The 25,363-nt window shown below is 49.5% G+C and carries 26 protein-coding genes; 14 read left to right on the plus strand and 12 right to left on the minus strand.

All coding sequences use genetic code 11. The features are described 5' to 3' along the window. Positions 1 to 28: 28 nt before the first annotated feature. From dapF to H8698_RS09495, 12 genes are all read right to left on the minus strand, one after another. The gene (gene dapF, locus H8698_RS09440; RefSeq protein ID WP_249313169.1) at positions 29 to 877 is read right to left on the minus strand and encodes a diaminopimelate epimerase; all 849 of its coding nucleotides are present in this window, start codon (positions 875 to 877) and stop codon (positions 29 to 31) included. Beyond that, the gene (locus tag H8698_RS13425) at positions 874 to 1,473 is read right to left on the minus strand and encodes an ANTAR domain-containing protein (protein ID WP_249313171.1); all 600 of its coding nucleotides are present in this window, start codon (positions 1,471 to 1,473) and stop codon (positions 874 to 876) included. Before H8698_RS13425 ends, dapF begins: the two co-directional genes overlap by 4 nt. A 35-nt stretch (positions 1,474 to 1,508) precedes the next feature. Then, the gene (locus H8698_RS09450; protein ID WP_249313175.1) at positions 1,509 to 2,774 is read right to left on the minus strand and encodes a glutamine synthetase family protein; all 1,266 of its coding nucleotides are present in this window, start codon (positions 2,772 to 2,774) and stop codon (positions 1,509 to 1,511) included. After that, positions 2,774 to 5,122: a family 78 glycoside hydrolase catalytic domain gene (locus tag H8698_RS09455; RefSeq protein ID WP_249313178.1), complete on the minus strand. Its 2,349-nt coding sequence runs from the start codon at positions 5,120 to 5,122 to the stop codon at positions 2,774 to 2,776. The genes H8698_RS09450 and H8698_RS09455 overlap by 1 nt, the downstream gene beginning before the upstream one ends. Positions 5,123 to 5,175: 53 nt before the next feature. Next, on the minus strand, positions 5,176 to 6,876 hold the full coding sequence (locus tag H8698_RS09460; RefSeq protein WP_249313181.1) for a heparinase II/III domain-containing protein: 1,701 nt from the start codon (positions 6,874 to 6,876) through the stop codon (positions 5,176 to 5,178). 159 nt (positions 6,877 to 7,035) lie between these two features. Continuing rightward, positions 7,036 to 7,758 (minus strand): GltB/FmdC/FwdC-like GXGXG domain-containing protein, encoded by a 723-nt coding sequence (locus H8698_RS09465; RefSeq protein WP_249313183.1) that lies wholly within the window; start codon positions 7,756 to 7,758, stop codon positions 7,036 to 7,038. After that, the gene (locus H8698_RS09470) at positions 7,755 to 8,987 is read right to left on the minus strand and encodes an NAD(P)/FAD-dependent oxidoreductase (protein WP_249313185.1); all 1,233 of its coding nucleotides are present in this window, start codon (positions 8,985 to 8,987) and stop codon (positions 7,755 to 7,757) included. Before H8698_RS09470 ends, H8698_RS09465 begins: the two co-directional genes overlap by 4 nt. 3 nt (positions 8,988 to 8,990) lie before the next feature. Beyond that, positions 8,991 to 9,428, minus strand: coding sequence for a 4Fe-4S dicluster domain-containing protein (locus H8698_RS09475; RefSeq protein WP_249313187.1), 438 nt, complete (start codon positions 9,426 to 9,428; stop codon positions 8,991 to 8,993). A 25-nt stretch (positions 9,429 to 9,453) separates the two neighbouring features. Next, positions 9,454 to 10,959 (minus strand): glutamate synthase-related protein, encoded by a 1,506-nt coding sequence (locus H8698_RS09480; protein WP_249313189.1) that lies wholly within the window; start codon positions 10,957 to 10,959, stop codon positions 9,454 to 9,456. After that, the gene (locus H8698_RS09485; RefSeq protein ID WP_177678934.1) at positions 10,949 to 12,049 is read right to left on the minus strand and encodes a class II glutamine amidotransferase; all 1,101 of its coding nucleotides are present in this window, start codon (positions 12,047 to 12,049) and stop codon (positions 10,949 to 10,951) included. The genes H8698_RS09480 and H8698_RS09485 overlap by 11 nt, the downstream gene beginning before the upstream one ends. A gap of 143 nt (positions 12,050 to 12,192) precedes the next feature. Further along, positions 12,193 to 12,420: a helix-turn-helix domain-containing protein gene (locus tag H8698_RS09490; RefSeq protein ID WP_177678932.1), complete on the minus strand. Its 228-nt coding sequence runs from the start codon at positions 12,418 to 12,420 to the stop codon at positions 12,193 to 12,195. Between the two features lie 73 nt (positions 12,421 to 12,493). After that, positions 12,494 to 12,736, minus strand: coding sequence for a helix-turn-helix domain-containing protein (locus H8698_RS09495; protein WP_249313192.1), 243 nt, complete (start codon positions 12,734 to 12,736; stop codon positions 12,494 to 12,496). A gap of 387 nt (positions 12,737 to 13,123) precedes the next feature. Between H8698_RS09495 and H8698_RS09500 the strand changes: the two genes are divergently transcribed. The 14 genes from H8698_RS09500 (at position 13,124) to pyrF (ending at position 25,353) form a co-directional block, all read left to right on the plus strand. Then, positions 13,124 to 15,223, plus strand: a complete 2,100-nt coding sequence (locus tag H8698_RS09500; protein WP_177678928.1) for a glutamine synthetase III family protein — start codon at positions 13,124 to 13,126, stop codon at positions 15,221 to 15,223. Positions 15,224 to 15,353: 130 nt separating this feature from the next. After that, positions 15,354 to 17,114 (plus strand): ammonium transporter, encoded by a 1,761-nt coding sequence (locus H8698_RS09505; protein WP_249313194.1) that lies wholly within the window; start codon positions 15,354 to 15,356, stop codon positions 17,112 to 17,114. Between the two features lie 134 nt (positions 17,115 to 17,248). Beyond that, positions 17,249 to 18,664, plus strand: coding sequence for an MATE family efflux transporter (locus H8698_RS09510; RefSeq protein WP_249313196.1), 1,416 nt, complete (start codon positions 17,249 to 17,251; stop codon positions 18,662 to 18,664). 7 nt (positions 18,665 to 18,671) lie between these two features. Then, positions 18,672 to 19,727: a glucuronyl esterase domain-containing protein gene (locus tag H8698_RS09515; protein WP_249313200.1), complete on the plus strand. Its 1,056-nt coding sequence runs from the start codon at positions 18,672 to 18,674 to the stop codon at positions 19,725 to 19,727. A gap of 394 nt (positions 19,728 to 20,121) precedes the next feature. Next, complete coding sequence (locus H8698_RS09520) at positions 20,122 to 20,352, plus strand: helix-turn-helix domain-containing protein (protein ID WP_249313203.1); 231 nt, start codon at positions 20,122 to 20,124, stop codon at positions 20,350 to 20,352. 14 nt (positions 20,353 to 20,366) lie between these two features. Then, positions 20,367 to 20,597 carry a helix-turn-helix domain-containing protein gene (locus H8698_RS13520; RefSeq protein WP_249313206.1) on the plus strand — a complete coding sequence of 77 codons (231 nt, stop codon included), beginning with the start codon at positions 20,367 to 20,369 and terminating at the stop codon, positions 20,595 to 20,597. Between the two features lie 12 nt (positions 20,598 to 20,609). Then, positions 20,610 to 20,819, plus strand: coding sequence for a helix-turn-helix domain-containing protein (locus H8698_RS09530; RefSeq protein ID WP_249313209.1), 210 nt, complete (start codon positions 20,610 to 20,612; stop codon positions 20,817 to 20,819). 30 nt (positions 20,820 to 20,849) lie between these two features. Further along, positions 20,850 to 21,077, plus strand: coding sequence for a helix-turn-helix domain-containing protein (locus H8698_RS09535; RefSeq protein ID WP_249313213.1), 228 nt, complete (start codon positions 20,850 to 20,852; stop codon positions 21,075 to 21,077). Between the two features lie 12 nt (positions 21,078 to 21,089). Then, positions 21,090 to 21,305 (plus strand): helix-turn-helix domain-containing protein, encoded by a 216-nt coding sequence (locus tag H8698_RS09540; protein WP_249313216.1) that lies wholly within the window; start codon positions 21,090 to 21,092, stop codon positions 21,303 to 21,305. Positions 21,306 to 21,307: 2 nt separating this feature from the next. Continuing rightward, positions 21,308 to 21,634 carry an MGMT family protein gene (locus H8698_RS09545; RefSeq protein ID WP_249313217.1) on the plus strand — a complete coding sequence of 109 codons (327 nt, stop codon included), beginning with the start codon at positions 21,308 to 21,310 and terminating at the stop codon, positions 21,632 to 21,634. Positions 21,635 to 21,673: 39 nt separating this feature from the next. After that, entirely contained in the window at positions 21,674 to 23,014 is a 1,341-nt protein-coding gene (locus H8698_RS09550) for a dihydroorotase (RefSeq protein WP_249313219.1), read from the plus strand. 1 nt (position 23,015) lies between these two features. Continuing rightward, positions 23,016 to 23,747, plus strand: coding sequence for a dihydroorotate dehydrogenase electron transfer subunit (locus H8698_RS09555; RefSeq protein WP_249313223.1), 732 nt, complete (start codon positions 23,016 to 23,018; stop codon positions 23,745 to 23,747). Further along, positions 23,741 to 24,652 carry a dihydroorotate dehydrogenase gene (locus H8698_RS09560; protein WP_249313226.1) on the plus strand — a complete coding sequence of 304 codons (912 nt, stop codon included), beginning with the start codon at positions 23,741 to 23,743 and terminating at the stop codon, positions 24,650 to 24,652. The genes H8698_RS09555 and H8698_RS09560 overlap by 7 nt, the downstream gene beginning before the upstream one ends. Beyond that, positions 24,652 to 25,353, plus strand: a complete 702-nt coding sequence (gene pyrF, locus H8698_RS09565; protein ID WP_249313227.1) for an orotidine-5'-phosphate decarboxylase — start codon at positions 24,652 to 24,654, stop codon at positions 25,351 to 25,353. Before H8698_RS09560 ends, pyrF begins: the two co-directional genes overlap by 1 nt. The last annotated feature ends 10 nt before the right edge of the window (positions 25,354 to 25,363 follow it).

Consider the following 25,363-nt stretch of genomic DNA (forward strand, 5'->3'; position numbering starts at 1 on the left):
TGCATCTCCTCCAAAGTATGTTGTATGTTTATACCTCAACCTCGCCGCAAAACGCATAGGCGGCAGGGCCGGTCATGTAAACCGCGTCGTCTGTGTAACAAATGGTTAAATCGCCGCCGCGGAGCTTTACCAAAATGTCTGCACCCTTTTCGCACAGTCCATTTTCACAGGCGGCTACCGCCGCCGCACAGGCGCCTGTGCCGCAGGCCCAGGTTTCGCCGCTGCCGCGTTCCCACACGCGCATTGTAAGTTCGTTTTTGCCCGTTAACCGAACAAATTCGGTGTTCACCCGCTCCGGGAACAGGGGGTCGTTTTCAAACCCGGGGCCAATTTTTTCAAGGTCTAAGCCATAGGGGTCGTCTGTAAAAATTACGTTGTGTGGATTGCCCATGGAAACACAGGTGATTTTGTGCACCTCGCCGCCCACTGTTGTTTCAAAGCCCACAATTTTGTCGCCGGTGAGCGTTACGGGGATTTTCTCCGGCGCAAGCTCGGCTTTGCCCATGTTCACGCGCACCGCCGCCACTTCGCCGTTTTCTACGGAAAGGGTCAGGCGCTTTGTTCCGCTTTTCGTTTCCACCAAGATGGTGGTTTTAGAAACAAGCCCGTGGTCGAACAAAAATTTTCCCACACAGCGAATGGCGTTGCCGCACATGTTCCCCTCCGAGCCGTCGGCATTAAACATGCGCATTTTTGCATCAGCTTTTTCAGGCTCGTCCGGCGGCAAAATCAGCACAATGCCATCGCCGCCCACAGAAAAGTGCCGGTCTGAAAGCCGAATTGCAAGCTCCTCGGGGTTTTCAATTTCTGTTTCAAAACAGTTAAAATAAATATAGTCGTTTCCAATGCCGTGCATTTTTGTAAAATGAAGTTTCATTTATCGATTCCTTTCTTTAAAGGGTCTGTGCCTCCATAGGTGGCGAGTACCGCCCGGGCGACCTTTTCTTTTGTCACACGCATGTCCATGGCGTGGCGCTTTAAATAGCTGTAGGCCTGGTCTTCTGACAAAGACAGCCGTTCCATGAGCACGCATTTTGCCCGGTCAATAATGCGGATTTCCTCAATCCGCTTTTGCAGCTGGACGTTTTCGTTCTTGAGCCCCAAAAGACGGCTGCGCGAGGCCTCTAACAGCTTCACCGCCTGATAGAAAAACGGTTTGTGAAAGGGCTTTTCCAGCACAAAAATCCCAAATTCCTCCACCCGTTCTAAAATGGAGTCTGCCAAATCGGATTTTACTAAAAGCATAACGCCGGAGACGGTAGAGTCTGCACAGTAAAGCGCAAAGTCGTGACCAAACTCGTCTGACAGCGGCGTGTTGATGATTACCAAATCGTAGTCGGCGTCAATCACCATGCGCCTTGCCTCGCTGCCGCTTGATGCAAAATCAAGGGTTTCACAGTCGCCCGAGGAAACCAGGTCTTTTAAGTAATTCTGGTTTTTGGGGGCGCTGTTGGCAATTAAAATGCTGTTCACGTTTCACTCTCCTTTTAAGGCAATTTCGGCCGCGATCAAACCGTTAAAAAGTAGGCGTTTTGGCAAAAAGCCTCCGCTGATTCCGCCGCCTGCATTGTTTCAAACTCTTTTATTTTGCAGGCTGTGTAAAAATCTACAAGCTGACGCGGCAAAACCGTGCTGATAAACGGGGAGTCTGCTGCGGCCTGCGCCGCGTCTTTTAAGGAAAGGGGCAGGCGTTCGCTGTTGCCAATGGCCTCTTGCGTTTCAGCAGGAGGGCAGAGGGGAAGACCGCGGGCAATGCCGTCTAACCCGGCGTTTAAAATCAGGCACAGGGCCAAATAGGGGTTTGAAGCTGCGTCCGGCGAGCGCAGGTTTACCGTTGTGCCGCCGGGCGTTTCCTTCACCCGGAGCAGGCTGGTCAAATTTTTGTAAGACCAGGAAACGTCGTTCGGCGCGCCGGTTCCAAACCGTTCATAGGAGTTGGTGAGGGGGTTTAAAAACACGGTTATTTCCGCGGCGTGGTTCAGCACACCGGCAATAAAGCTTTCGCTTACCGCGTTTGCACCGCCCTTTTCCAGCGATATGTTAACATGCAGGCCGCTTGCGGCCTCATTTTCTAAGGGAAGAGGCAGAAACGAGGCAAACAGCCCGTTTGAAGCCGCCATGGTTTTCACCACCGACTTAAAGGTGATGAAATTATCCGCCGCCAAAAGGGGCGGCGCGCTGTTAAAGTGAATTTCGTTCTGGCCCGGCCCCTTTTCGTGGTGGGAGGCCGAGGGGGAAATGCCCATTTTTTCTAAGGTGAGGCAAATATCACGACGCACGTTTTCGCCCTTGTCTAGGGGTGCCACGTCCAGATAGCCTGCATGGTCGAACGGAATGCTGGTGGGGCGGCCTGCGTCGTCCCGCTCAAACAGGTAAAACTCGCACTCTGTGCCGATTTGCGCCGTAAGCCCCTTTTTTTTCAGCTTTTGTTCTGTTTGCCGCAGCAGGTTTCGCCCGTCCCCTAAAAAGGGCGTGCCGTCGGAGCAGCGAATGTCGCAGAACAGCCGCACAACCCGCCCGTGGGACGGCCGCCAGGGCAGCACTTTTAACGTGGCGGGGTCGGGGAACAGGGAAAGGTCCGTATCCGTAAAATCCATCATTCCCAAAAGACGGGAGGCATCGAACGATATACCCGTTCGAAATGCCCGGGAAAGCTCACCGGGCATGATGGAAATGTTTTTCATGTTTCCAAAAATGTCGCAGAACGCCAAACGGATAAACTTCACGTCGTTTTCCGATACAAACTGCAGCACCTCTGATTGTGTATAGTCCATTATTCCACATCCTTTACGATGGTATAGGTTCCGCCTTCCAAATCGCAGCACGTACCGCCGCGCAAAAATGAATATCCTTTTGGCAGAACAATTTGGCCGTGAATGGTTTCCGGCGCGGTAACGCTGAGCACAATGGTGTTTATAGCGCCGCCTGCGTCAGTGTTTCGAATTTTGTTTACAAAGTCGTCTACGTTCCGGTCTGCACGTTTCCAGCCCACAGAAATTTTTCCGTCGGGTGCGGTAAACTCGGCTTTGGCAAACGCAAGTCCGTCCACAAATGAGGGGCAAACGTCCGCCCGGCGCACGTCGTCTGCATTGGGATTAAAGCGCAGTCCGGCCAAAGATTTTACAAACCAGCTGGCAATATCGCCCAAAAAATGGTGGTTTAAGGAAGGTATGTGTGCCGTTTCACCCTCTTGAAAGCTCAAATCCTTTTCAAAATTCTCGTATAACGTAGTAGCACCATCCTTTACCCATTGACCGTAACCAGGGTAAGTGTCATTTGTAATCATGGCGTATGCTAGTTCGCTTTCTCCCAGAGCGGACAGCACGTGGAATAGATAGCGGAGCCCGATCATGCCGGAGCTTAAGTGATCATTTTTCTCATGAATCATATCTAAAAGCACTTGCTTTGCCTGGGGAATCTCTTCGTCCTTAAACAGCCCCAGTGCTAAAAACAGCGCCTGAGAGGTCTGGCAGTTTCCGGCCGCGGTGCAGGTTTTAGGATCCATTAAATTGATGCGGAGGGCATTTAAAAGGTTTCCCGCAATGTGTGCCGCAAATCGCGCCTGGGGGAGAAGTCCCACTTGCTCAAACAGGAAAGATGCCTTGTTTGCCATATCGAATACGATAGCACTATCGGTAAGTTCTAGGGGTGCATCTGCCGAGTTAGTGGCGGCAGTGCCATCCTCCATGGGCTGGAGCCAGTCACCAAGACCAATGGCCAAAAGCCCCCGTTCGTCAAACTGGGTCGTGGCGTAGTGAAGATAGCGCATAATCATGGAGGCGTTGTCGATTATAATCTTTTTATCGCCGGTGTATTGATACGTGTAGTAGGGCAGGTTCACAATAACCGAATCCCACGCGGGGCCGTTGCCCCATTCAAAGCCCCAGCCGCCAGTGGGCACTATGCCGGGAACTGCGCCGTCCTCTCTTTGGCAGGCACGGATGTTTGCCAGCCATTCTGCAAAGCTTTTTTCTGCGCCCAGCCACTGGAGCATGTGCTCGGCAGACATGGAAGCGTCTCCCGTCCAGCCGTTTTTTTCCCGATGGGGGCAGTCTGTGGGAAAGTAGTAAAAGTTTGCAAGGTCTGAGCGGTGGGCCATTTCATATAATTTGTTCACGGTGCTGTCAGAGCAGGAGAAGCTGCCCCGCACCGGAAGGTCTGAGTGCATTTCAAGATAGGTCAGCGCATCCTTTGTGGCCTGATCTTCCGATAGGCCCTCCACAAACACATACTGAAACCCGTGGTAGGTAAAGCACGGCACAAACTCGGCCTCGCCGCCGCGACAGATGTAAACGTCTTTTTGGTTATATTTTTGATAAATATCCCAGCTTTCGGGGCGGACAAAGGAAATATTTTCTAGATAGGGCTTTTTGTCCATCAATATTTCCACATGCGTCATGGTGATTTTTTGACCCGGCCTGCCGTTTATCTTTAAGCGGCACACACCGGCGGTGTTCACCCCGAAGTCGTAAATATATCCGCCGGTACACTTAAAAATGTTCACCGGTTTTATTTCGGCAGACACCGCGATGGGTTCGGCCTCACATAGCTTGGGCGTGCCTCTGGGAGCGTCAGCGGATTGGGCGGGCTGCCAGGAAGAGTCGTCAAACCCCGGTTCGCTCCAGCCGGGAAGCTCTAAATTTGCGTCGTACCAGCACCCCATGCGCAGGTCGTCGAAAGTGATGGGGGAGGGATGTGTAACAAAGGTTTCGTCTGCTGAGAAAAGCTCCTGGCCGTTTGCTGTTAAGGTCATGGCGAACTTAACGCTGCTGCGCCAGCTTGCTTTTTCAAAATCCCAAATAAAGCCGCCAAATGCGTTATGCATGCCATTGCCCAGCATTACGCCAATCACATTTTCTCCCTCGGTAAGATAATCTGCTACGTCGTAGCAGTCAAAATAGCAAAGGTCGTCCGGCGCGCTGATATAGGGTGCCAGCGGCCCTTTGGTAATGTTTTTGCCGTTCACATACAGCTCATAAAATCCCAGACCGCAAATGGTAATTTTAGCCCACCGGGGTGTATTGTCCAGCGTAAAGCGTTTGCGGAACAGCGGCGCGTTTACGTGGTGGTCGAAGGTACACATTTGGTCGTTCGCCTTGATAAAATTCATTGACAGGTTCATTATGTTCAGTCACCTTTCCGCCCATGTTTTGGGCTGTGTTGTCTGCCGTCCCGTTAAAAAGAGCCGGCCGATTTTTCTATAATAAATGTGACAGAGCTGCCAGGCGTCTGCCGTCCTAACCGAAAATCGATGAGATAAGCCGTTTCTTCCGGCTTCATGTCCATTTTACAAATGCTGAGCCGGGGGGTAAACACCTCTTTTGACACGTACACCTCGGCCTTTACACCGCAGACAATGGTGAAGTCTGCAATTTTTACTACGCCGCCCCCCAGCATTTTCGGCTCAATACGGGTGACAAACCGTTCGGTGAAATCGTTGATTTCGCCGGATAGGGTGTCGGTTACAATCAGCGCTGCGTCGCTTATGGTAAAGCTCCGCTGGAAGGAGTTTAAGCCCGGCGCGCTGTAGGCTTTGGAAAGCTCTAACCGAAAGCCCGCCTCCGTGTGGGACAGCACCTTCGCACTGTAAGCTTCCCCTGCCGGCTGAGGCTTTCCGTCAATCATGGGCACGCTGTGCCCCCGGGAGGAGGCGCAAAGGTCATTTTCGCGCTTTTCGCCGAAATAGCCGTTATAATATTCTGGCCAGCCTAAATCGTCTAAAATAAAATTGCCGCCGGAAAACAAAACAAAGCTGCCTAAATCGCAGTGGTTGTGCGGCTCGGCATTGCTGCCGCCCTTTGCGGCAAAATAAAGCCGATGCTTTTTGTTGATATACCAGCCAGAGTCCTCTAAAAAATAACAGCTTCTGTCATAGGTTCCTTCCGTTTCTAATTTTTCGTCATACCAGAAAAAGTTGCGGATTAGTGCGCAGAAGTGGTGGCGAATGTCGTCGCCGAACACTGCCTCATATTTTGCGTCGGGCACGGTTACCGAAGAAAATTTCTTCTTTAAATAATGCAAAAGCCCAATGTCGAACCTTAAATTGTGGGGCGCGTCAGCAAAGGGCAGAACATAGTCTGCCGTGATGTGGGCCTTTTGGGCAAATTCCGCCATGCGCCGCACCTTTTCGCCGGAAAGCAGGTTTAGCCGCCCGTTGGTATATTCACAAATTAATTCCGCGCTGTAAACGAAAAAACCAAACCCATATTGCCAGTAGAGCGGACCCTCTAAGCAGCCGCCGTCATTTTCATAGCTGTCTAAAAAGGTCTGAAGCGAGGCAAGCACCCGGTTTTCAATGGTGTTCCACACGTCGCTTAGCCCCAGATAAATCACGGCACAGGCAATGGAGCCTGCGCACACGGCAGACCAGTTGTTTTTCGGCCAGGTTATGTCGGTTTTCACATAAGGCGCAATTACCCTGCGCTGAATTTCAGAAACGGCACGTGTTCGTACAAAGGGGGCAATTCGGTCTCCCAGCAAATAGAGAATTTCGCTCAGCGTGAACGCAGTTTCCGTGGAAAACAAATCCAGGTTTTCCGCGGCTTCTTTTGGCGTTTTGTCCTTAGCAATATGAGCGGGGAACGACCACGAGAACTCGTCTAAAACTGCCCAGACGGCATCCTCCAGCGCAGAAATCCATTTGCCGTCGGCCTCATAAAGGCTCATAACTGCAAACACGTTTAAGCGTTTGCGGTGCTCAATATAAAGCGCTTCATATTCCGTTCTGCTGCCCGTTTCGTGAAACAGGCGGAATTTTGAATAGGGCAGACAGCCGGCGGTTGTGTTGATTAGCTCCTCCGCCGTCTTTTTTATGGGCGCAATCAATTTTTTTGTGTGCCTGCCTGCCGGCAGCTTTGTCTGAAACTGGTTATACATTGGCGTTTGTCCCTCCCGCGCTTTTGCCGCGTCATAAATTTTTCCTTTTTATTATATCAAATATATTTCATTATACCAAATCCTGCACCTGTTTTCAATGCTGTTTTCAAAAAAATGCGCGAAAAAAAGGCCGGCAAACCTGCCGGCCCGTTGACGCATTTAGTTTTTGGTATACATCTGTTGATACGGATTTTTCGAGTCCGGCGTGAGTACAAAAAAGTCGGACGAGATAATGGCTTCAAAATCCTCGCCGAATAGGGCGCAAAACTCGGCAATGTCGGCCTCAATTTCTTTTAAGTCCGCCTTAGTGGCTTTCACAGCGCAAACCTGCTTCGGCAAGTTTTTCGGCGGTGTGTTTCCCCTTAAAAACATTTTGCCGCCGTGCATGCCCGTTCCGCAGAAATTTTTCACCGGAGCGCCGCCGTCTGCGCCCAGGCCCAGAACAATAATCCTGCCGCCGGCCTGATATTCGCCCAAAAAGCTCCCCGCCGTTCCGCCTATTACGATTACGGGGATTTTTTCGTGGTATTCCTTCATGTGAATTCCGGCCCGGTAGCCCGTGTTGCCGCGGACAAATATTTTGCCGCCTCGCATGGCATAGCCTGTCGCGTCTCCCGAGGAACCGTGGATGACAATTTTGCCGTCGTTCATGGTGTCGCCCGTGGCTTCCTGGGCGTTGCCAAACACCGTAATTTCCCCGCCGTTTAAATATGCTCCCAGGGCGTTTCCCGGTGTTCCGTGAAGTTCAATTTGCTTTTGCTCCAGGCCGCTTGCGATATACCGCTGGCCAATGCAGTTGTTAATTATAATTTTTTGTTCACTTGCCTGGCGCACCTTTTGGTTCAGGTCAGAAAAATGCATGGAATTTGCTTCAATAATCATGACTTGGCACCTCCTAAAATAACGTCGCGCTTTTGTCTGGAAAAGGCCATCAGACCGGGACTGCGGCGAATTAAATCAAAATCAATGGTATCTAAAGGCGTTTGGTTTCGGATGAGGGAAGTGTAGATGCCCGAACGTGTCACGTCGCCGATAATGATAAAACCTTTTAAAAGTCCGTCCTTCACCACCAGTTTTTTATAGGCATTTTCCGATTTTTCAACGTACGCTATGCCGTCGTAAGAGCCGGCAGTGACTAAGTGAAGACCAAAAAAGCCGGCAGCGTTAATGGGAATTGCGTTGTCATAAACTGCTTGGCCTAAGGCCATGTTGACACCGGCGCAATGTCCCTGCATGTAGGCGTTGGGCAGCAAAGCCAAAATTTTATTCTGTCCGGTGGTGAGATCGCGGCTTACGGTGCAGTCCCCGGCAGCAAAAATGTTTGTAAATTCTGTTTGCTGACGATTGTTGGTCACAATGCCGCGCTTTGCGTCTGCTCCTAAATTGCATATCAGTGAAGTGTTTGGCCGCACGCCAACAGCCACTACCAAAACGTCAAACTCAATTTCCCTGCCGCTTTTCAAAAACGCCTTTTTTTCCTCAAACCGCGATGCACCATCGGCCAAAACAAAGTTTATACCGTGGTGTTCCATTTGCCTTTGCACAATGGCGGCTGCATCTTCGTCTAACACGTTGGGCAGAATCCGGTCTGCCAAATCCACCACGGTTATTTTGCCTGCCAAACCGGCAATGCCTTCGGCACATTTTAGCCCAATCAGTCCGGCGCCTAAAATTAAAACGCGTGATTTTGGCTTAAGCGCCTGTTCTAATGCTTCTGCATCGGACAGGGACATAAAGGTGAATTTATTTTGCACTGTGCTCAGACCGTCGATGGGAGGAACGGCGGGGGAGGAACCTGTGGCAATCAGCAGCCTGTCGTAGGAAAGTTTTCTGCTGTCTGACAGCGTGACGGTTTGTTCCTTTTCGTCAATTTTTTCACATTCCGTTCCGAAAAAAACCGTGCACCCGTTATCTTCATAAAATGAGTCCGGGCGGTATTTCATTTTTTCCTTGGTGGTCTGGCCGCACAACAAATAGCTGATAAGCGGACGCGAATAGGTGTGATGGGACTCGTTTGAAACAATAGTGATGTCCCCCTCTTTATCCACAGTTCTGATTCCCTCAACGGCGCCAATTGCTGCTGCGGAATTTCCGATGATTACATAACGCATATTTTAGCCCTCCTCCCGTTCTTCAAATACAATTGCGCGGTTCGGACAGCCGGCCACGCACGCCGGCTCCCCGTTAGTTGTTTGCGCACACAATTCGCACTTTTGCACTGCTGTACCCTCGCCTGGCACAATTGCCCCATAGGGACAGCTTAAAATGCAGGTAAAGCACCCCACACACTTGCCGCTGTCGATGGAAATGAGTCCGTTGCGTTGCGTGAGCGCACCGGTGATGCAGGCTTTCACGCACAGGGGGTCTTCACAGTGACGGCACGAAACTGCAAAGCAAATGCCGTCGGCTTCTTCTATCTGAATTCTTGGATGAATTTTTACACCTTTTAACGCGCTTACCATGTCTTGACTGCCGGAGTTTGCAAAAGCGCAGTTATATTCGCAAAGATGACAGCCCAAACACCAGTCTTCGTTTACATAAACTCGTTTCATCGTTTAAAACCCTGCCTTTCTTTTTTTATTCTCCAGCATGTTTAATCCCCAAAATTGCAAGTTCTTTTTCGGTAAGTCCCACACCCCGGAGCATGAGCCGGTTGCCCCGCAGGGCTTCGATGGAGTTAATGCCCATGCCGCCCATCATTTCTTTTATCTCATGTGTCCAGGCATTTACCAGATTTACCAGCCGGTTTTTGCCAATTTCAGGGTTTAACCGTTTCACCAAATCAGGCCGCTGGGTGGCAATGCCCCAGTTGCACCTGCCCCCCTGGCAGGACCTGCACAAATGGCACCCTAAGGCCAAAAGGGCCGCCGTGCCGATATATACCGCGTCGGCACCTAAGGCAATTGCTTTCACCATGTCTGCGCTGGAGTGGATGCTGCCGCCCACAACGATTGACACGTTGTCGCGGATGCCCTCCTGGCGGAGCCGCTCATCTACGCTGGCCAAAGCCAGCTCAATGGGAATGCCTACGTTGTCGCGGATTCGGGTGGGCGCCGCGCCTGTGCCGCCGCGAAACCCGTCGATGGCAATAATGTCCGCGCCGCTTCTTGCAACACCGCTGGCAATGGCCGCCACGTTGTGCACCGCCGCAATTTTCACAATTACGGGCTTTTGATAGTTGGTGGCCTCTTTTAAAGAAAACACCAGCTGCCTAAGATCTTCAATGGAATAGATGTCGTGGTGGGGAGCGGGGGAAATGGCGTCGCTACCCTCTGGAATCATGCGGGTTTTCGCAACGTCGCCCACAATTTTTTCGCCGGGTAGATGACCGCCGATGCCCGGCTTTGCGCCCTGGCCCATTTTAATTTCAATTGCCGCGCCGGCGGAGAGAAAATCCTTGTGCACGCCAAACCGGCCCGACGCCACCTGAACAATGGTGTTTGCGCCATATTCATAAAAATCTTCATGGAGGCCGCCCTCGCCGGTGTTGTAATAAATGCCCAGCTCTTTGGCTGCCAACGCCAAGCTCTTGTGGGCGTTATAGCTAATGGAACCGTAAGACATGGCGGAAAACATTACCGGGGTGGAAAGCGTGAGGGATGGGGTGCGGTTGTCAACAATGTCACCGTTTTCGTCCCGTTCAATGCGGCTTGGTTTTGCGCCCAGGGTAACTTTGGTTTCCATCGGTTCCCGCAAAGGGTCTATGGAGGGGTTCGTCACCTGGGACGCATTGATGAGAATTTTATTGAAATAAACAGGAAAATCTTTGGGATTGCCCATGGAGGAGAGCAAAACGCCGCCGCTTTCGGCCTGTTTATATATTTCAGTAATGGCGTTGCTGTCCCAGTTTCCGTTTTCCCGGAAGGTGTGGTCGGTCTTCACAATTTTCAGTGCCCGGGTTGGGCAGAGCGAAACGCACCGGTGGCAATTGACACATTTTGCACTGTCGGAGAGCACGATGCCTGCTTCTTCATCAAACGTATGCGCTTCGTTGGCGCATTGGCGCTGACACACCCGGCAAGCAATGCATTTGTTTGTGTCGCGTATGATTTCATATTCAGGATAGAGAAAATTAATTGGCATTGGGTTCACCTCCGTTTAACGTTACAATTACAGGCTCGCCGCCTGCGGGGGACCAGATTTTGTCCAGTTCAGGCGCAATAATCCGAATTGCCGCCTCCTCGCTGGCAACGTAGACAATGTCACCGCGTTCTGCAGCCACCATCGACCGCAGCTTCAGCCGGTCGTTCAGCGCCATCATACCGCCCTCAAAGCCCAAAAGAATGGAAAACGGGCCGGTGATGAGCAGGCCGGGAAAAGTTTCCCGCAGGTATGTCAGCCGTTTTTTATCCTTTTCCGGCATCTGATCAATGGTGGACCAAAACGGCGCGGCTATGACCTCTGCGGTTTCTTTTAAAGAGAGGCCCTTGCGTCTGTTTAAGAAATCTATCATATAGGTGATAACCTCGGTGTCGGTGAGCAGGCAGCACTTGTAGCCGAACATTTCAATATAGCGGCGATTCGCGTCGTAGGACGAAATTTCGCCGTTGTGGACAATGGAATAGTCCAGCATGGCAAAGGGATGGGCACCGCCCCACCAGCCTGGGGTGTTGGTTGGGTAGCGGCCGTGAGCCGTCCAGCAGTAACCCTCATATTCCTCTAAGCGGTAAAATGCGCCCACGTCTTCGGGAAAGCCCACCGCCTTAAACACTCCCATGTTCTTTCCGCTGGAAAACACATAGGCACCAGAAATGTGGGTGTTGATTTTCATTACGCTCCGCGCCACAAACTCGCGTTCTTCTAGCTGACTGTCGGCAAGTTTTGTTGGAAGCGGCGTTACAAAATAGCGCCAGATGAGGGGTTCGTCGGTGATGGACGCAACCTTTCTGGTGGGAATTTTTGAAAGGTTTACCACGTCGAAATGCAAATCCAAAAACTTTTCACATGCTGTTTTTGCTTCCAAACTGTCATAAAAAATGTGAAACGCATATAAATCGCGGTATTCGGGATAAATGCCATAGCCGGCAAAGCCGCCGCCTAATCCGTTGGAGCGGTCGTGCATTACGGCGATGGATTTTATGATGTCGTCCCCCGCCATACGTCTGCCATTCTTAGAAAATATGCCGGAGATGGCGCAGCCGGACGGAATGCGAACCTGGCCCTCTTTTACCATATGAAAAACCTCCTTTAAATTCAAAAAAAAAAATAGAGCACCACCGAAAAGCCAGACCTGTCTTTTCGGTGGAACTCCATTGTTCCGTTATTCCTATTATAAACAAAAAATGAAATTTTGTCAAGGAAAAATTTCAAAAAAATTTAAACTTCCATCAGTTCGTCAAAGGTAATGCCAAACACCTCTTTCAAACTTTTTAGCTCATCCGCCCGAACGTGTTTTTGACAAAGCTCAATCCGCGATAGGGTGTATGGGCTTATGTCGCAGCCCGAAAGCTGCAGTTTTTTTGCTAGCTGCTCTTGGGACAAATCTCGCATTTTGCGCAGCTTTTGAATGTTTTTTCCCAACCTCATTTCATAATCTGTGCTCATGAAAGAAATTTCACCCTCTTTTAAGCATAAATAATGACCGGACAATTAAGAATAAACGTCCGGCAGTTAGTTGTTATTTCACCTCCGGTTCCAAATCGGAGAAAACCGGATCGTCATAAAAGGACTTCAGTTCAATTTCCAGTCCGTCACAAATTTTTTTCAGCAGAACAGTGCCAACGTCCTTTCGCTCTTCATTAAATATGCTGTAAATGGTAGATGGAGAAACTGCGGACATTCTGGCAAGTGTAGTAATTTTAATTCTACGTTCATCGCATAAATCTTTAATGCGAATGACAATAGCCTGTTTAATCCCCATAACCGTAACCTCCCTTAGTCTAAATTTTACACAATTGTGCAGTTTGGCGTATACGTTTCCGCGTAATATTAAGAAATACTTAAAGATTCGATTACGAGTAATGAGTGAAAAAACAAGAATTTTGTCAATATTCATAGATTTATCGCATTGGTTACATCGTGTAGCTTTGGGAAAAGTAAATAGGTTTTGGCTTTTTTGAAACGCAAAAACTGTAAAAATTATAAAAATTCAAAAAAAATGAAAAAAAGGGATTGACAAAAAAAAGCTTTCGGCGTATAATGACAACTGTAAACAGCAAAGGCGCTGCGAAACGTATCCCGTTTCCGCAGTGTCTTTTTTTGTTTTTACCGCATATGTTGAAATTGATGATATAGGGAGGAATTGAATATGGCAAACATACCGGAATTTTTCGGCTCGCTGGTTTTTAACGACCAGACCATGCGGCAGCGTCTGCCGAAGGATACATACAAGGCGCTGAAAAAAACCGTCCGCATGGGAAAACCCATTGACAAAAGCATTGCAAACGTTGTTGCGGCAACCATGAAGGACTGGGCGGTGGAGCACGGCGCAACCCACTACACCCACTGGTTCCAGCCCATGACGGGCATCACGGCGGAAAAGCACGACAGCTTTATTACCCCCATTGAAGACGGCAGCGTGATTTTGGAGTTTTCGGGCAAGGAGCTTGTTCAGGGTGAGCCCGATGCTTCGAGCTTCCCGTCTGGCGGACTTCGGGCCACCTTTGAGGCAAGGGGATACACCGCGTGGGATCCTACGTCATATGCATTCATTAAAGACGGTGCGCTGTGTATTCCTACCGCGTTTTACTCCTATGGCGGCGAGGCGCTGGACAAAAAAACGCCATTGCTCCGTTCTATGGAAGCGTTGAACATTCAGGCTCTTAGAATTTTAAAGCTGTTTGGCAAAACCAACGTAAAGCGCGTGTTCACTACTGTTGGGCCGGAACAGGAATATTTTTTGGTAGAGCGTTCCATGTTTGACAAACGGAAGGACTTAATTTTTACAGGCAGAACGTTGTTCGGCGCAATGCCCCCCAAGGGTCAGGAGATGGACGACCACTATTTCGGCACCATTAAGCCCAGGGTCAGCGCCTTTATGAAAGACTTAAACGAGGAGCTGTGGAAGCTGGGGGTTTTGGCAAAGACCGAGCACAACGAGGTTGCCCCTTCTCAGCATGAGCTGGCCCCCATTTTTACCACCACCAACATTGCGGCGGACCACAACCAGCTCACCATGGAGATTATGCAAAAGGTGGCCCAGCGTCACGGGCTGGCCTGCCTGCTTCACGAAAAGCCCTTTGCCGGCGTAAACGGCAGCGGCAAGCACAACAACTGGTCTATGAGCACCGACACCGGCATAAACTTGCTTGAGCCCGGCGATTCTCCCATGGAAAATGCACAGTTTTTGCTGTTTTTGTCTGCGGTTATCAAAGCAGTTGATGAATATCAGGATTTACTCAGAATTTCTGTTGCAACACCGGGCAATGACCACCGCTTAGGTGCAAACGAAGCGCCTCCGGCTATTGTGTCTATGTTCTTGGGCGAGGAATTAGAAGCGGTGTTAAAAGCCATTGTGAACGAGGACGAGGACTATGTTCACCACGGCAGAGAAGAATTTGAGGTGGGCGTTTCGGTGCTTCCGAAAATTTCGAAGGATGCAACCGACAGAAACCGCACGTCACCCTTTGCATTCACGGGCAACAAGTTTGAGTTCCGCATGCTGGGCTCTGCAAGCTCCATTTCTGATGTAAACGTTGTGCTGAACACTATTGTGGCCGAAGCGTTGTGCCAGTTTGCCGATGCACTGGAAAAAAGCCCCACTGTGGAGGAGGACTTACATTCCCTCATTCAGGCAACGGTGGAAAAGCACAAGCGCATTATCTTTAACGGCAACAGCTACAGCAAAGAGTGGGAGGAAGAGGCGGCAAGGCGCGGCCTTTATAACTTAAAGACAACCGCAGAGGCGCTGCCATATTTTGTTTCCGACAAAAACGTGGCGCTGTTTAACAAGCACCACATCTTCACCGAAGTGGAAATGGAGTCGCGGCTGGAGATTTTGCTAGAAAATTATAGCAAAACTATTAACATTGAGGCGCTGACCATGCTGGAAATGATTAAAAAAGACATTATTCCCGCAGTTTGTTCCTATATTAAAGATTTAACAGAAATTGCTACCATGAAGAAAGGCCTCTCAGCCGACATCAACGCAGATGTGGAAACAGAGCTCATCGCAAAGCTTTCGTCTCTTTCCGCTTGTCTTTATAAGAAGGCGGAGAAACTGCAGGCCGACATGGTTTCAGCCAGCGACTATGAAGATGATGCGCAAGCGCTGGCAAACTATTATAAAAACACCATTTTTGTAGATATGCAGGAAGCCCGGGCCGACGCAGACGAATTGGAAACCTTAGTTGGCGAACGGTATTGGCCCTATCCTACCTACGGCGAGCTTCTGTTCGGTGTTAAATAAGTGAAAATAAAATAAAATTTACCTGAGACACAACGGCGTGCCCGGGGAGAAACGGTTTTACGTTTTTCCCCACGGCGGGCCGTTGTTTTATTTTATAAATAAATTTAGCATAAAATAGGAGGAAGGAACTATGGACGTAAACAGCATTCTCACAAACGGGGAAATCACTTCCTTTATTGAAGGGGTTGTGGACAATGCCGCTTTCGGTATTTGGTTTTTAATCGGCGCGGCACTGGTGTTCTTTATGCAGGCGGGCTTTGCCATGGTGGAGTCGGGCTTTACCAGGGCGAAAAACGCCGGGAACATCATTATGAAAAACCTGATGGATTTTTGCATTGGCACGGTTTGCTTTATATTTATCGGGTTTTCCCTGATGATGGCAGAAGACTATGTTATGGGCATTATCGGCGTACCAAACTTAGGAATTTTCACTGATTTTGGCGGATTTATCGAAGCAAATGCTTCAAGCTTTGTGTTTAACCTGGTGTTCTGCGCAACGGCGGCCACCATTGTTTCCGGCGCAATGGCAGAGCGCACAAAATTTGTTTCCTATTGCATCTATTCTGCGGTTATTTCGCTGGTGGTGTATCCCGTCGAAGCGGGCTGGATTTGGAATTCTCAGGGCTGGCTGGCGCAGATGGGCTTTCACGACTATGCAGGCTCCTGCGCAATTCACATGGTGGGCGGCATTGCAGCCTTCATTGGCGCAGCTATTTTAGGGCCTCGTCTTGGAAAATATACAAAGGACAAAAACGGCAAAGTGGTTAAGGTAAATGCAATTCCGGGCCACGCCATTACCATTGGCGCACTGGGTTGTTTCATTCTGTGGTTTGGCTGGTATGGCTTTAACGGCGCGGCGGCAAAAAGCGTGTCTGAGCTGGGTTCCATTTTTCTCACCACAACCATTGCCCCGGCAGTTGCAACAGTTGTCTGTATGATTTTCACCTGGATTAAAAACGGCAAGCCAGACGTTTCCATGTGCTTAAACGCCTCGCTGGCAGGGCTGGTTGGAATTACGGCAGGGTGTGCGGCGTTAGACGCTGCAGGCTCGCTAATTGTTGGCGTGGTTTCTGGCATTTTGGTTGTGGTTGTGGTTGAATTATTAGACTTAAAGCTGCACATAGATGACCCAGTGGGCGCGGTGGGCGTGCACCTGGCAAACGGCATTTGGGGCACATTGGCGGTGGGCCTGCTGGCAAACCCCGATGCACCTGCGGGCTTAAACGGCCTTCTTTACACAGGCGATCCGCACCAGCTTTTTGTTCAGTTCATTGGAGTCGTAGCCGTTGCAGCATGGGCAGTGGTAACCATGTTCATTACCTTTACGGTAATTAAAAAGACCATTGGTCTGCGGGTAACACCGGAGGAAGAAATTATGGGACTGGATGCAACAGAGCACGGCCTGCCCAGTGCCTATGCAGACTTTGTGCCTGCGGTTGAAAAGCTGGACATTCCTACATTGGGTGCTGTTGGAGCTGTTCCCAAATCAAGGGCAATTGACGTGAAGGACGTTTCCACAAAGGCGCCCGAGGGCTCGGCAAAGCTTACAAAAATAACCATTATTGCCAAGCAGGGCAGGTTCGAGGCATTAAAAGAGGCGCTGAACCAAATCGGCGTAAACGGCATGACGGTAACCCAGGTCATGGGCTGCGGCGCGCAGAAGGGTAAGCCGGAATATTACCGCGGCGTTCCCATTGAAATGAATCTGCTGCCCAAAGTGCAGGTAGACGTGGTTGTAAGCAAAATTCCGGTTATAACTGTGGTTGAAGCGGCAAAAGACGCGCTTTACACCGGCCACATCGGCGACGGCAAAATTTTTGTTTACGACGTGGAGGATGCAATTAAGGTCCGCACTGGGGAAACAGGCTACGATGCGCTTCAGGACGATTAAAAAAGTTAAGATACTGTAAAAAAAGCACGGTTTTTCGAAAACCGTGCTTTTTATCTGATATTTTACTTGACTAAAGTGATTTTATGAACTATAATATAGATTATGTCAAATTTTACAGTTTCCGGAGGTTTCCCGTGCTACAAAAAGTGTTAGGCGGCAGAAGATTTTGGGGGTCGGTTTTGTCCCTTGCAATTCCCATTGCCGTGCAGAATTTGCTTACAAGCTCGTTTACGCTGGTAGATACGCTCATGGTTGGCCAACTTGGCGACGTAAGCCTTGCGGCTGTGGGCATGGCGGGCCAGTGGAGCTGGTTTTTAAATATGGTTTTATTCGGAATTTGTTCCGGTGCGTCAGTGTTTTTCGCCCAATATTTTGGCGACAAAAACCACGGCGGCATTGTAAAAACGTATGGAATTGCAGTGTCGTCTGCCTTTTTGGTGTCGCTGGCGTTTTTGGTTGTGGGACTTTCCGTTCCCAAAGGCGTTATCAGCATTTTTAACCGGGACGCCGGCGTGTTAGACGCCGGAAGCAGATATTTAAAAATTGCGGTGTTTTCCTATCCGGCCATTGTGCTGAACATGATAGCATGCGCCGTTCTGCGCTCTACAAAACGGGTGAAGCTGCCCATGTATGTGGCGTTTTTCACCACCATTGCCAACGCCTTTTTAGACTATGGCTTAATTTTCGGCGCATTCGGCCTGCCGGAAATGGGCATTGAGGGCGCGGCTGTGGCAACGGTGATTTCGTCTTGGTCCGGCCCAGTGATTATTTACATCGTTATGGCCATTCAGAAAGACGACATCTTTTTCGCCCCGGTGAGGGAGATTTTCGGCTTTACCAGGCACATGGTGGCAGACTTTTATAAAAAAGCCCTGCCAGTTATTTTAAACGAATCGCTGTGGGGCCTCGGCACCATTTGCTATAACATTATTTTTGCAAACTTAGGGTATGAATATTCCGCCGCAGTGACCATTCTGCGTACCTTTGAAAACATTGCTTTTGCGTTCTTTGTTGGGTTTAACAACGCGGGCTGTGTTATGGTTGGGCAGGACATTGGCGCGGGCAACATCAAGCGCGCTTTAAAAGACGCAAGGCGGTTTATGATAATTGTTCCCTTAGCGGGCGTGGTAGTGGGCATTTTTGTGCTTTTCTTCCGCGAACAGCTCATTTACATCTTTAACATGGGCGGCAAAATTACAGAGAAAACCCTGTCCGCCGCAATGGGCATTATGCTTGTTTACGCCATTGAGGTGCCCATTCGAAACATTCCTTATGTGATTATTGTGGCTATTTTCCGTTCCGGCGGCGACACGAAAACCGGCATGAAATATGACCTGATTTGCCTTTGGGCAATTTCGCTGCCTGTTACATTCATTGCGGCGTTTGTTATTAAGCTTCCGTTTGTGCTGGTGTTTGCGTGCAGCTATGTGTTTGAGGACTATTTAAAATCCGTGTTGTGCCTGAAACACTTTTTCTCGAAAAAATGGATTAAACCCGTAACCGAAACGGGCCGGGCGGCCTTACAGGAATATATGGCTGAAGCGGAGTGATTTTAAAATGTTAAAAGAAACATTAAACGGGCTGAATTTGCCAAAGTTTCCTTTTGGCATGCCCATTGAAGAAGCAAAAAACACCATGCTGGGTGTTTTGCTGGAAGAGGAATATGGCGTTTTGCCAAACCGTGAAACATCTTTAAGCTGGGAAACCGTTAGTGAAGAAAAAGATTTTGCCGCAGGCAAGGCCATTTTGCGCACGGTGAACATAACGGCGCAGTTTGAAACCGACGCGTTTACGTTCCCCGTTCGGGCGGCCATTCCAAAGGGCAAAAAAAAGGTGCCGTTTTTTGTGCACATCAACTTCCGGCCCGACGTGCCGGACAGATATGAACCAACAGAAGAAATTATCGACAGCGGCTTTGCCGTTTTATCGTTTTGTTATAAGGAAGTAACGTCAGACGACGCAGATTTTTCCAACGGCGTTAGCCCCTTTCTTTTAGGAGCAAACGAGCAGGTTCGCCCGAACGACTGCGGCAAAATTGCCATGTGGGCCTGGGCGGCCTCGCGGGTGTTAGACTATGCCGAAACCCTGCCGGAATTAGACCAAAACCGGGCCATGACGGTGGGACATTCCCGCTTGGGCAAAACGGCGCTTTTGGCCGGCGCGCAGGACACGCGCTTCGCCCTTGCCATTTCTAACGATTCCGGCTGCAGCGGCGCGGCAATTACCCGCGGCAAACAGGGCGAGCGAGTGGAAGACATTTGTTCGCGGCTGGGCTATTGGTTTTGCAAAAACTATGAGAAATATCGTGGGAAAGAAGACGACATGCCGTTCGACCAGCACTTTTTGCTGGCGGCAATTGCGCCGAGAAAGGTTTATGTAGCCAGCGCGGCTGAAGATTTGTGGGCAGACCCGAATTTTGAATTTTTGTCCTGCGTTATGGCAGGAGATTATTTTGAGCACTACGGCCAAAAAGGCTTCGTTTACAGCGACAGGTTCCCGGCGGTGGGTGAAAAGCTGCACAAAGGGAACGTGGCATATCACAGGCGCGGCGGCACGCACTTTTTAAGCCGTGAGGACTGGCGTTTGTTTATGGAATATGCCAAAACTATTTAGCTTATAAGAGAGGTGAACCCCTCTTTTATATACATACACACATAAAGCAAGCACGAAAAAAGGGGACGCGACGGTAGATTTTTACCGTCGCGTCTTTCTGTCAAGGGGTAATTTTAGCATATAGGGGATTATTTCTATATGAATCGGTGCAAGACGGGATTCAGTGAAACCGTCTTGTCCCTTTTGACAGCTGAGGGGACGGTAGTTATGAACACCTCCGCCCCTGGGAGAATCAAAAATTGACAATTGAGCTGCAAAATGATATAATGATTCTGTCTAGGAAATACTATATCTGTCTTTGTGGCTTTTTTTGTGCTCTTTTTGATTTCACTCTTATTATAATACGCTTTTGAGCGCGAATTGTGAAATTGCACAAAACGAAAGGGTGAAAATTATGGATAATGCACAAGTGGCAAAGAGAATTAAAATACTTTGCAGTGAAAAAGGTGTTTCTGTTGCAAAAATGCTGAATGAAAGTCATGTTACAAAAGGAATTATTCACGATTTAGAGGTCAGAGACAGGACACCATCAACGGCAACTTTACTCAAGATTGCAAATTATTTTGATTGTTCAGTTGATTATCTTTTAGGTAGAACAAACAATTCAAATTCGCACCGCAGTTAAAGAGGGACAGATGTATGCAAAATGAACAAATAGCAAACAGGATTAAGCGGTTATGCAAAGAAAAGGATATTGCTGTTAACACGCTAATTCGCGAATGTAATTTAAGTAAAAGTTTAATTTACGATTTAGAAAAGAGAAACACCTCTCCGTCAGTGAGAACTTTGACCAAAATCGCAGACTATTTCGATTGCTCGCTGGATTATCTTACAGGTAGATGCAAAAACCAAAACGCTCATCGTAGCTAGGAGGACAGAGATTTGCAAAACGGACAAATTGCGAATAGAATTAAACTGTTATGTAAGAAGCACAATGTTACAGCAAAAGCTATGCTTGAGGAGATTGGACTAAATAAAAATTTTATGTATGATTTAAGCAAAGGTAAATCTCCAACTGTGAAAAATTTAACCAAAATAGCAGATTATTTCGATTGTTCGCTGGATTATCTTACAGGCAGATGCAAAAACTAAAACGCTTATCGTAGCCAGGAGGATGGAGATTTGCAAAACGGACAAATAGCCAAGAGGATAAAATGTTTATGTAGGGAAAATAACATTACAGCAAAATATTTCTTAGCGGAAGTTGAGTTAAACAAGAATTTTATTCAAGAATTGGAGAAAGGTAAATCTCCAACTGTGAAAAATTTAACCAAAATAGCAGACTATTTCGACTGCTCGCTGGATTATCTTACAGGCAGATGCAAAAATCAAAACGCTCATCGTAGCTAGGAGGACGGAGATTTGCAAAACAAACACATTGCAAAGATGATTAGGAAGCTGTGTAAGGAAAAGGGCGTTACGATTAAAACGTTGTCGGAAGTGTGCGGCTTAAGTACAAGTTTTATGTTTGATTTAGAAAAGAAAGACGCATCTCCATCAGTCAAAACCTTAACCAAAATCGCAGACTATTTCGACTGCTCGTTAGATTATTTAGCCGGTAGGTCGGACAAGGAGTAACCATGACGACATTTCAAAAAATATATGAGGTGGTGGGGCAAATTCCAGAAGGATTTGTTGCCACCTATGGTCAGGTGGCGGCAATGGCCGGCAATCCGCGCTGGGCAAGAGTGGTGGGCTACGCTCTTCACGTTCTGCCCGACCCTGCCTTTGTTCCGTGGCACCGTGTGGTTGCCAAAGACGGCCGCATTTCCACCGCCAGCGATATAAACGGCGAAAGCTTACAGGAGGCCCTACTGCGGTCTGAGGGCGTAACGTTTACCTTAGACGGAAGGGTAGACCTTCAAAAACATTTGTGGAAACCTGTTGACAGAACCGGGTTTGTGTGATATACTTTTTCTCAAGTAAAATCTTTAAGTGGCACAGAGATGCCAGCAAGGTTTCATATGGTCAGCGGATACAGCAGCGGTGCGTATCTGTGTAAGTTTGCGCGTACAAGCCTTGTCGGTATCGATAAGGCTTTTTTCATTTGGCATATTCAAGAAAGGCAGGAGATTGCTGTGACGTATTTGCTGAAAGGCGCGGTTGACTTAAAAACAGGGGAAAAAAGCCCCGTGGTAACCGGGGAGGACAAAACCAACGTTGAAATTTTAAACTTGGAGGGCTGTGTGGCGGTTCCCGCCTTTGCCGACGTGCATGTGCACTTCCGCGAGCCGGGCTTTTCCTATAAAGAGACCATTGAAACCGGGGCGGCCGCAGCCGCAGCAGGCGGATTTACCGCCGTTTGCCCCATGCCGAACCTTTCCCCCGTGCCGGACAGCGTAAAAAAACTGGCCGCGGAGCAAAGCTGCATTGGGGAAAACCCCAAAATCCGAATCATTCCTTACGGCGCAATTACCATTGGACGGCAGGGTGAAACCCTTTCCGACATGGAGGGCATGGCAAAAGACGTTGTGGCTTTCACCGATGACGGAAGCGGCGTGCAGAACGACGGGGTGATGCTTGCCGCTATGGAACGGGCAAAGTCTTTGGGCAAAATTATCTGCGCCCATTGTGAGGATAATTCCTTGCTGCGCGGCGGCTATATCCACGACGGGGAATATGCCAAAGCCCACGGCCATGCGGGTATTTGTTCGGAAAGCGAATATAAACAGATTGAGCGGGATTTGGAGCTGGTGGAAAAAACCGGCTGTGCCTATCATGTTTGCCATGTGTCTGCGGCGGAAAGTGTGGACTTAATCCGCAAAGCAAAGCAGGCCGGGCTGAATGTTTCCTGCGAAACTGCACCGCACTATCTGGTGTTGACGGAAAACGACTTACAAGAAGACGGACGGTTTAAAATGAACCCGCCAATTCGGGCCGAGCGGGACAGGCAGGCGCTAATCGACGGAATTTTAGACGGCACGGTGGACATGATTGCCACCGACCACGCCCCCCACAGCGCCGAGGAAAAGGCAAAGGGCTTAAAAGAAAGCGCCATGGGCGTGGTGGGCTTAGAAACCGCATTTCCCGTGCTTTATACCCATCTGGTGAAGCCGGGGGTGCTGACCCTTGAAAAGCTGATTGAACTGATGAGCACAAACCCGCGCAAACGGTTTGGCCTGCCGGAACACCCCGGCGATGTTGCGGTGTTTGATTTAAGCGACGAATATGAGGTTGACCCGGTGGCGTTTTTCAGCATGGGCAAAAGCACGCCCTTTGCCGGAATGCGGGTGTTTGGCAGGTGCATGGCCACGTTTTGCGGCGGAAACCTCGTTTGGAGGAGATAACATGAAACAGGAAATTTTTGAGGTTGCGGGAAAACGAAACCTAACCGACACGGTGTTTGAAATGCTTTTATACGGCGACACGTCGGCTATCACCGCGCCGGGGCAGTTTATTAACATAAAACTGAACAACTTTTTTTTAAGGCGCCCCATTTCGGTGTGCGACTGCGACGAAAACGGCCTTACCATTATCTACAAGGTGGTGGGCGGCGGCACGGCGGCTTTGGCAAACATGGTTCCCGGCGACGAGGCAGACTGCCTGACAGGCCTCGGCAACGGCTACACGCTGGAGGAAAGCGGGGCAAGGCCTCTGCTTGTTGGCGGCGGCGTGGGCGTTCCGCCTCTTTTTGGCTTGTGCAAACAGCTCGTTGCCCAGGGCAAACAGCCTACGGTGATTTTGGGCTTTAACACAAAGGCAGAAATTTTTTATGAAAACGAGTTTCGCGCTCTTGGCGCGAAGATTCTTGTGACAACGGCAGACGGCTCTTACGGCATGAAAGGCTTTGTGACAAACGCTATGGGCGGATTGGATTATACATACTGTTATACCTGCGGGCCGGAGCCTATGCTGAAAGCAGTTTACAGCGCCGCTGAAACCGGCGGCCAGTTCAGCTTTGAAGAGCGCATGGGCTGCGGCTTCGGCGCGTGCATGGGTTGTTCGTGCGAAACAAAATACGGCGCAAAACGCATTTGCAAAGACGGGCCGGTGCTAAGAAAAGAGGAAATCGTATGGTAGACACAAAAGTTGTTTTAAGCGGAACAGAGCTTGCAAACCCCATCATTCCCGCCAGCGGCACCTTTGGGTTTGGATATGAGTTTGCAGAAATTTATGATATTAATATTTTGGGAACGTTCTCCACAAAAGGCACCACAAAAGAACCCCGGTTTGGAAACCCCACGCCGCGGATCGCCGAGTGCGAGGCCGGCATGTTAAACTCTGTGGGACTGCAAAACCCCGGGGTGGACAAGGTGATTTCAGAGGAATTGCCCAAGCTCTCCAAGTGCTTTCACAAAAAGGTGATGGCAAACGTCAGCGGTTTTTCGGTGGAGGACTATGCTTACAGCTGCGAAAAGTTAGACAAAGAGCCTCAAGTGGGCTGGCTTGAGGTGAACGTTTCTTGCCCTAACGTCCATAACGGCGGCATGAGCTTCGGCACCTCGCCGCAGTCTGCCGCAGAAGTGGTGCGGGCAGTGAAGCAGGTGACGAAAAAGCCGGTGTTTATGAAGCTTACTCCCAACGTGACGGACATTGTTTCCATTGCTAAAGCCTGTGAAGATGCAGGGGCAGACGGAATTAGCCTGATAAACACCCTGCTGGGCATGCGGATTGATTTGAAAACCAAAAGACCTGTTTTAGCAAACAAAATGGGCGGTTTTTCCGGCCCGGCGGTGTTTCCTGTGGCGCTGCGCATGGTGTATCAGGTTTACGAGGCGGTGAAAATCCCCATCATCGGCATGGGGGGCGTAATGTCTGCTGAAAATGTGATTGAAATGATGCTTGCGGGAGCTACGGCAGTGCAGGTGGGCGCGGCCAATTTAGTGGAGCCGCTGACCTGCAAACAGATTATTGAAGCTTTGCCGGGCGAAATGGAACGGCTGGGAATTGAAAAATTATCAGATATAATAGGAGGAGCGCACTGATGGGAAAAGATGTAATTGTGGCCTGTGATTTTGCAGGCAGGGAAGAAGTGCTTTCGTTTTTGGACAAGTTCACAGAGGAAAAGCCTTTTGTGAAAATCGGCATGGAGCTGTTTTATGCCGCCGGGCCGGACATTGTGCGCGAGATAAAGCGCCGCGGCCACAAAATATTTTTAGATTTAAAGCTTCACGATATTCCGAACACCGTGAAAAAGGCCATGGCGGTGCTTTCAGGCCTTGACGTGGACATGACAAATCTGCACGCGGCAGGCACCCAGGCAATGATGGAGGCGGCCATAGAGGGGTTAACCCGGCCGGACGGCACGCGCCCGATTTTAATTGCGGTGACGCAGCTCACCTCTACCAGCCAAGAGCGCATGGAGCGCGATATTTTAATTGAAAAGCCCATAAACGAGGTTGTAATGCATTATGCCGAAACCGCCAAACACGCGGGACTTGATGGGGTTGTGTGCTCGCCCCTGGAGGCAGAAGCGGTGCATGAAGCCTGCGGCAGTCAGTTTTTAACCGTAACCCCCGGGGTGCGGTTTGCCGGCGGCGAAGTGGGCGACCAGGTGCGGGTTATGACGCCGGAGCAGGCAAAAAAAATTGGGTCGGACTATATTGTCGTGGGCAGGCCCATCACCGCAGCGGAGAACCCCGTTGCGGCCTACCGCCGCTGCGTGACAGAATTTGTTGATGAATAGAAAGGGTTGT

The organism is Congzhengia minquanensis (assembly GCF_014384785.1).
GTDB classification, from domain to species: Bacteria; Bacillota; Clostridia; order UBA1381; family UBA9506; genus Congzhengia; species Congzhengia minquanensis.